Genomic DNA, 6,056 nt, shown 5'->3' with positions numbered 1-6,056 from the left:
GGCGAGCGGGCGCAGAAATTTGCCGGCCATTCGCTGCGCGCCGGCCTGGCTTCCTCGGCCGAGGTCGACGAGCGCTACGTGCAAAAGCAGCTCGGCCACGCCAGCGCCGAAATGACCCGCCAATACCAGCGCCGCCGCGACCGCTTCCGGGTCAACCTCACCAAGGCAAGCGGGCTGTAAGATTCTCCGCCCTGCCCTACAGTTCCGGCACCGCGACGAAAGGATCGACGGCTCGAACCCCCAGAGGCTCGAAATGCCGCAGGTTACGGGTCAGGACGGTCAGGTCATGCACGCGGGCGGTGGCAGCGATCGCAATGTCCTCGAAACCCGGCTGGTGGGCGCGTGCGTCATCCAGGATCTGACCGGCCACACGTGCGCATCTCAAATCGAACACCAAAAGCTTCTCCGCATAGAGATGTTCGATGCTCTCCCACCATTCCGTCAGACGGCGCGCTTTCGTGGTTGCGCCTTCTCGCTCGGCCTTTGCGATACCAGATCGAACCTCGGCAGCCGAAATCACCGACAGAAACAGCTGCGCGCTATTCTTGTCGAGCCATTCGACGAGCTGATCAAGATTCTGGCGTTTCGACGGCGCCAAGGCGGATATGACGTTTGTATCGACCAGGAACATCAGAGATCGACAGCGCGGCTCGGCTTGTTGCTCCGCGACGGGATGTCTCCTTCGTCACCCGGAAACGACGCCAGCAGACGTCCAAAGCTTGGGACATGCGAAAGTTTTTCGTATTCATCGAACGAAAGCACGACCGCTTCCTTCCTGCCGTGTCGGGTGATGATCGCCGGATTGCCGCGCACTGCCTGATCGACGACAGCAGACAGCGTTGCCTTGGCGTCCTTGAGTTGGATCTCTCTCATTTCCACACCTCATAAAAAGACCATAGTGGTCATATAGCAAGGCAGCGGCGCGTTAACAAGGTTCGCAATGTCAAGCGCCGCCCCACATCCGATCGGTGATCCATATCTCACGGGGCCCCCCGGCAATATTGGGTAACCCCTTCTCGCGGCCTCGGGCACCATCTCGAAGCCGACTGGCCAGATTCTCGATCCGCTTGTACGGCGAAACCAGCCGCGGCCACGAACGATGGGATCGCCACGCATCTGCAGCAGGCATCATCCCGTCATTCTCGCGGGTTCCCCGGACGTTTTCAGCGCCGCCATCAACATCGGACCGACCGAGAACTCCCGTGCCCGGGCCTTTTCGGTCAGCGCACGCAGATAGCCGCCTGCGGAATTGATGTGGCGCGCCCGCTGCAGAATGCAGGTGATGACAATGGCCGCGTTTTCCTGCCCAAGCACCTCCAGTGCTTCGGAATAAGCTGACGGCGAGATTCCGAGGTAGCCTCGCACCTGAGCCGCGGTCGCCATCAAATCCCGCCAACTGCCGATGCCCGACACCGCGTAGTCGACAATCTCCGGGCAGGCCTTCAGCACCAATCCCAGCGGGAAGCCCTTCGGAGGCTCGTCGGTTCTGATTCTTGGCGCAACCACGACCCCGCTTCTTTCCGGAGCAGGTTCAAGTTCAATAATAGAGTCGGTATTTGATTTAGATTGCTGCCGTCCATTTTGGGACTCATTGCCGCCCAGTTCCTGATCATTATCGAGAGAATTCAGGGCGTTATCCACTTCGGCTCGAATTGCGACCAGGTGATCGAGGATAGCTTCCAGCTCTGCGACAGCCGCGCGACGTGGGATAGCGTCCACAATAGCTCTGAAACGCGTCCAGAGGCCCTTCCAGTCGCCCGCGGCGTCCTCTTCGACGGCCACTTCAATCAGCTTAGAGATGTCCCTACGCTGAAGAGTGATACGCTCCCTGGTGCGTTTGAGACGCACGGCTTCAGCACGCACCTGGTCTGCCGCCTGAGCGATTTCGTCGGCGCGAGCGAGTAACGGTGCCAAGGAAAGCCCGAACGCCTCCTCGATCTCCCCTCCCCTTCCCTTGTGGGCGTAACGTTTACCGTTCGGGCTGTCGCGCCTAAGGATTAAGCCAGCTTCGATCAACGAGGCAAGATTCCGCCTCAACGAGGTGTCCGGCATCCCGTGTGCCCGTAGGGACAACTGTCGGTTAGACGGGAAGACGATCAAACCGTTTTCCTCGGACAGCTCGCTGTCTGGATAGAACGACAAAAGAGCGCTTAGGACGGCCAGAGCGCGGTCGTTGGTGCCAAGCACTGTCTTGGCTTCACAGATGTCCTTGTACAGCTGCCATTTGTCGACCACCCTACCCTCAGCTAGGTTTTCACGTGAATCCCGCTGCGCTGCCAACATGGCAAGCGACATCGGCCGGCTCCCAAAAGGAGTCGAGGCAATATGCGTCTCCATTTTCCTTCACCTATGACTAGGCAAAAGAAGTCCGCTCGCCGCAAGCGTCGTCAAAAAGCTTGACACTGATTCTGAGAAATGCGATTCGTAGACTTGCTTAGAGAATACGAAGAGCCTTCACAGACCGACGTTTGTGGGGGCTTTTTCTTTTGCTGGATTAGTCTCCTGTTCCCTCATTTTCCGATTGCCTGAACTCCTCGAACAAGGTGTCCAAGCGGCTCGAAAGCCATTCACCGAACGATCCCGCTTTCGCGCTCGTAAGTTCGATAGCGACCTTTCTCGGCTTCCGATTCATCACAAAGCTGACCGAATTATCTTTGGAAGTCCATGACTTAGCAGCGGGCGCCGTTTCCCCTCCACTGTCCTTTGGCTTGCGGGTAGGCTTTGTTCCAGACCTTGCGGCATCCGAGACAATCAGGAAGCGCTCGTCCGAGGATGCGGAACGGAAATTGTCCTGCTCTAGCAATTGACGGATTTCAGGAACCGCGCCCTCTTTAAAGAGCACGGATAGATCATACCAACGATCTCGACCAATGCCCCTAGAAGGACCGATCTGAAGGATAAGGTCAGACGGCACATTGTTTGTGACGGATTGCATCTTTGAGAGGACGGTCTTGTTGACCGCCAAAGCCGACATCACTGTCTCGTTGTCAAACTGCTCGGCGAGTTTTTTGGCAAACAATGCGCGCTCAATGAAACTGAGATCGGCACGAGCCGTGTTTTCCTGGCCCTGTGCGATGACGTGTTCTTGGTCTGAAAGCGCCTTAACAGACGCCTTTACCTTGATGCCCAGAGCCTTAGCAGCCCGGGCACGTCGGTGACCAAAAACGATCTGATAGCGGCCTTCCGCATTTGGCAGTGGGCGCACCAAGATTGGGCTATCCTGCCCTCTTTCGCGGATAGCTTGAATCAGTTCCTGAAGACTCGAATCGTCATCGTCTTCGAGGCGGTCGACAACGAACGATGTCTCTAGTTCATTGGGATCAAGTTCAATAATTTGGGTACCGCTTTGGAGCTGCTTTTCGATCTCTTCAGCCGCCGCAACCTTTGCAGCCATCTCGTCTGCAGCACGAGACATCATGCCGAAAGCACCTCGGCGACCTGATGTCTCTACGGATCCAGACGGGTTTGGGGTTGAGTTTACGGCCGTAAACTCAGCCGCAGGAGTCTCGTCCATCAACGCTGACATGATGCCTTTGCGCGCCATCAGACCGCCCTGCCCCAAGCTTTGTGGATCAAAGAAACAACCTCGCCATTGACGTTATGAAGAGACTCCAGCGCACGGTCATAGGTAGAACGCGTAAGCTGGCTGCGCTCGACCTCGTAAAGCGACTGTTTGGTAATGCCCGCATCGGAGATCGCGGTGGATTTGAGCATCTCGTTTTTGAGTACGAAGCCGCCGAAGAGCGACCTCATGAAATGCACCATCTGGCTCTGCGGAACGTCACCCGGCTCGTACCGAGTAACCAGGTATCGCATCCAATCGAGGTTCATATTGCCCCCGCCGCGCTTAATCGGGTCAAGGATTTCACCGAGCATAAGGAGGAACTGGCACATGCTCATGACGTCCAGCATCTGAGGGTGAACGGTCACCAAAACCGCTGTCGAAGAGGACAAGGCAGTCAGCGTAAGGTAGCCGAGCTGGGGTGGGCAATCGAGGACGACGACATCGTATTGATCGCTGACTTCGGACAAGGCAGCATCAAGACGGGTGAAGAACATCCTTCCCATATCCCGAGTGCCCTTTTCCGCGAGGATCAGGGGCGTGTCGTATTCAAACTCCTGAAGATCGAGATTCGCAGGAATGATATCGAGGCCTGGAAAATTGGTCTTCCTGATAAGTGCGCTGATCGGCTTCTTCTCATCGTCATAGCGGATGGCTTCATATAGCGATGGCAAGTTATCCAGTTCTGGCTGGATGCCATGCAAAGCGGTTAGCGAAGCCTGAGGATCGAGATCGATGGCCAGAACGCGGTGACCGGTAAGAGCCAGATGCTGGGCGAGGTGGGCCGTCGTTGTGGTCTTGCCCGAACCGCCCTTGAAATTGACGACTGCGACGATCTGCAGGTGTTCCGTATCCTTGCGATGGGGAACATACATACGCGAATCTGACCGCCCGTTCTGGTCGAGGTAGCGACGCATCTCCAGCATCTGCTCGGCCGTATACGAGCGCCTGCCCGTGGATGTTACGGTTGGTTGAGGTCCCTTCCCATTGAGTGATAGGTTTTTGAGGTAGCCCGGGCTAATTCCCAAATATGTGGCAACTTCAGCCAACTGGAACGGCCGAAGGGTCTTAACCGCGTCTGGAGGAAAATTTTCCATGCGATGCTTTTCGAGACGGCCGGACAATGCAGCTCCCTGCTTGAGGATGAGCTGATCGAAGTCACTCAGCGGCTTGTCGGCATCAAATGCGATATTCATTACAGGGAACCCGAAAATGCGAATTTAGGAGTGGATTAGCATCATAATCGCACTTAGACCCGATTCTCACCTGGTTGCAAGGAATTTAAAGTTAATGAAAGCTTAACGTGCCGGCCAACAAGATTGGAGTTTACGGCCGTAAACTCACAAAGAAGCCGCATTGGAGAGCGATGGGGCTTCGACATGAAGACGCGAGTGACTTTTCTAAATGTCTTCCTTCAGTCGCTCACTTTCCGCCTTCTGGCTGCTCATCTGACGATGTCTAGAACACGCGATGTGGTCGCTTGAGTTCTAGGCTGTGGGCTCGTCAGGCCCTGAAGCGGTCAAATGCGGTAAGGCGCCTGACCGGTGGGTCGGCTTCATCCCAGCGATAGATTTCCGAGCGCAGGTAGCGGAGTTCGTTCTCGAGTGCGTCTTCCGCAAGCTCGATCCACCAGGATTTCGGTCGCCCGTCACTGCCATCCGACCAGCGATAGCCGCGCGCCTTCAGGTGGTCCTTCATGTCGAACGGGCTGTTTGCCGCGAAGATGCGAACGCGTGAGCGCTGGCTGGCTGCGTAGAGCTCGGCAAACGGCGTGCGTCCCGGCTCTCCACCACCCTGCGCGAGAACCTCGAGCAGCGCAAAACAATCATCGACGGCTCGGTGGCCCTCATGAAAATAGCCCGCCTGGCCGATCAGATAACCGAGCTTGGTGCCTTCGAAGCCGCGAGACGCCCAATCGATTTCCGAGACCGAGCAGGCCCAGGCTTTTCCCGCGAAGACGGCTGAGAAGGCCTCGCAGAACGGCCGATCGAAGCCGGCATTGTGGGCGATAACGAGATCAGCAGGTTCGATGATGGCGCGAAGCTGGTGGACATCAATCGTCTGACCGGCCACCAAGTCGTCGGTTATGCCGGTCAGACGCGTGATCTCCGGTGGGATCGAAATGCTCGGTTGCTGCAATCCACCGTAAACGCCGGTGACATCGCCGATATCGCCAGCCTCATCAAATGTGAAGGCGATGGTGCCAAACTCAATAATCTCGTCCGTCCGGTGATTAAGGCCGGTGGTCTCGGTGTCGAGGATCACGCCCTTCAGGGGAAATCCAGGTCGCGCGGCCGCCGTGACAGAACGAGGCTCGAGCTTTTCAGAATCCGGTAGCGGCCGGTCCCTTGCAGGTGCCGCACCATGTCGTCTTCATTCAATCCAGGCAATGGTTGGTGTTTCATCGCCGACGGAACAGATGTCTTTTCAGGAGCCGTTTCTTTCGAAACAAACAAATCGAACTGCTGCGCCATTCGCTTATCTCAAGCTCATG

6 protein-coding genes and 1 pseudogene are annotated in these 6,056 nt (G+C 56.6%); 1 reads left to right on the top strand and 6 read right to left on the bottom strand.

Annotation, left to right across the window (positions count from 1 at the left end):
• Window positions 1-180 (top strand): tyrosine-type recombinase/integrase (locus tag AC3A4H_RS23110; RefSeq protein ID WP_487766984.1); only part of this gene is annotated, 180 nt, incomplete at its 5' end.
• A gap of 16 nt (window positions 181-196) precedes the next feature.
• Here the strand turns inward: AC3A4H_RS23110 and AC3A4H_RS23105 are convergent.
• The 6 genes and pseudogenes from AC3A4H_RS23105 to AC3A4H_RS23080 form a co-directional block, all read right to left on the bottom strand.
• A complete protein-coding gene (locus tag AC3A4H_RS23105; RefSeq protein ID WP_487768799.1) occupies window positions 197-631 on the bottom strand; it encodes a PIN domain-containing protein in 435 nt (144 codons plus the stop codon).
• A complete protein-coding gene (locus tag AC3A4H_RS23100; protein ID WP_487768798.1) occupies window positions 631-873 on the bottom strand; it encodes a type II toxin-antitoxin system Phd/YefM family antitoxin in 243 nt (80 codons plus the stop codon). Before AC3A4H_RS23100 ends, AC3A4H_RS23105 begins: the two co-directional genes overlap by 1 nt.
• 255 nt (window positions 874-1,128) lie before the next feature.
• The gene (repC, locus tag AC3A4H_RS23095) at window positions 1,129-2,337 is read right to left on the bottom strand and encodes a plasmid replication protein RepC (protein WP_487768797.1); all 1,209 of its coding nucleotides are present in this window, start codon (window positions 2,335-2,337) and stop codon (window positions 1,129-1,131) included.
• Window positions 2,338-2,494: 157 nt separating this feature from the next.
• Entirely contained in the window at window positions 2,495-3,544 is a 1,050-nt protein-coding gene (gene repB, locus AC3A4H_RS23090; protein WP_487768796.1) for a plasmid partitioning protein RepB, read from the bottom strand.
• The gene (gene repA / locus AC3A4H_RS23085) at window positions 3,544-4,758 is read right to left on the bottom strand and encodes a plasmid partitioning protein RepA (RefSeq protein ID WP_487768795.1); all 1,215 of its coding nucleotides are present in this window, start codon (window positions 4,756-4,758) and stop codon (window positions 3,544-3,546) included. Before repA ends, repB begins: the two co-directional genes overlap by 1 nt.
• Before the next feature lie 307 nt (window positions 4,759-5,065).
• Window positions 5,066-6,036: pseudogene (locus tag AC3A4H_RS23080) on the bottom strand (3'-5' exonuclease).
• Window positions 6,037-6,056 lie beyond the last annotated feature (20 nt).

It is taken from the genome of Pseudaminobacter sp. Soil_N_29, from assembly GCF_057656055.1.
The sequence above is the reverse complement of the archived record's forward strand: the minus strand, read 5'-3'. Positions and strand labels throughout refer to the sequence as shown.

Bases quoted from the DNA above. Each gene is read 5' to 3' on its own strand.
- AC3A4H_RS23105 (WP_487768799.1), bottom strand. From the start codon at position 631: ATGTTCCTGGTCGATACAAACGTCATATCCGCCTTGGCGCCGTCGAAA.
- repB (WP_487768796.1), bottom strand. From the start codon at position 3,544: ATGGCGCGCAAAGGCATCATGTCAGCGTTGATGGACGAGACTCCTGCG.
- AC3A4H_RS23100 (WP_487768798.1), bottom strand. From the start codon at position 873: ATGAGAGAGATCCAACTCAAGGACGCCAAGGCAACGCTGTCTGCTGTC.
- repC (WP_487768797.1), bottom strand. From the start codon at position 2,337: ATGGAGACGCATATTGCCTCGACTCCTTTTGGGAGCCGGCCGATGTCG.
- repA (WP_487768795.1), bottom strand. From the start codon at position 4,758: ATGAATATCGCATTTGATGCCGACAAGCCGCTGAGTGACTTCGATCAG.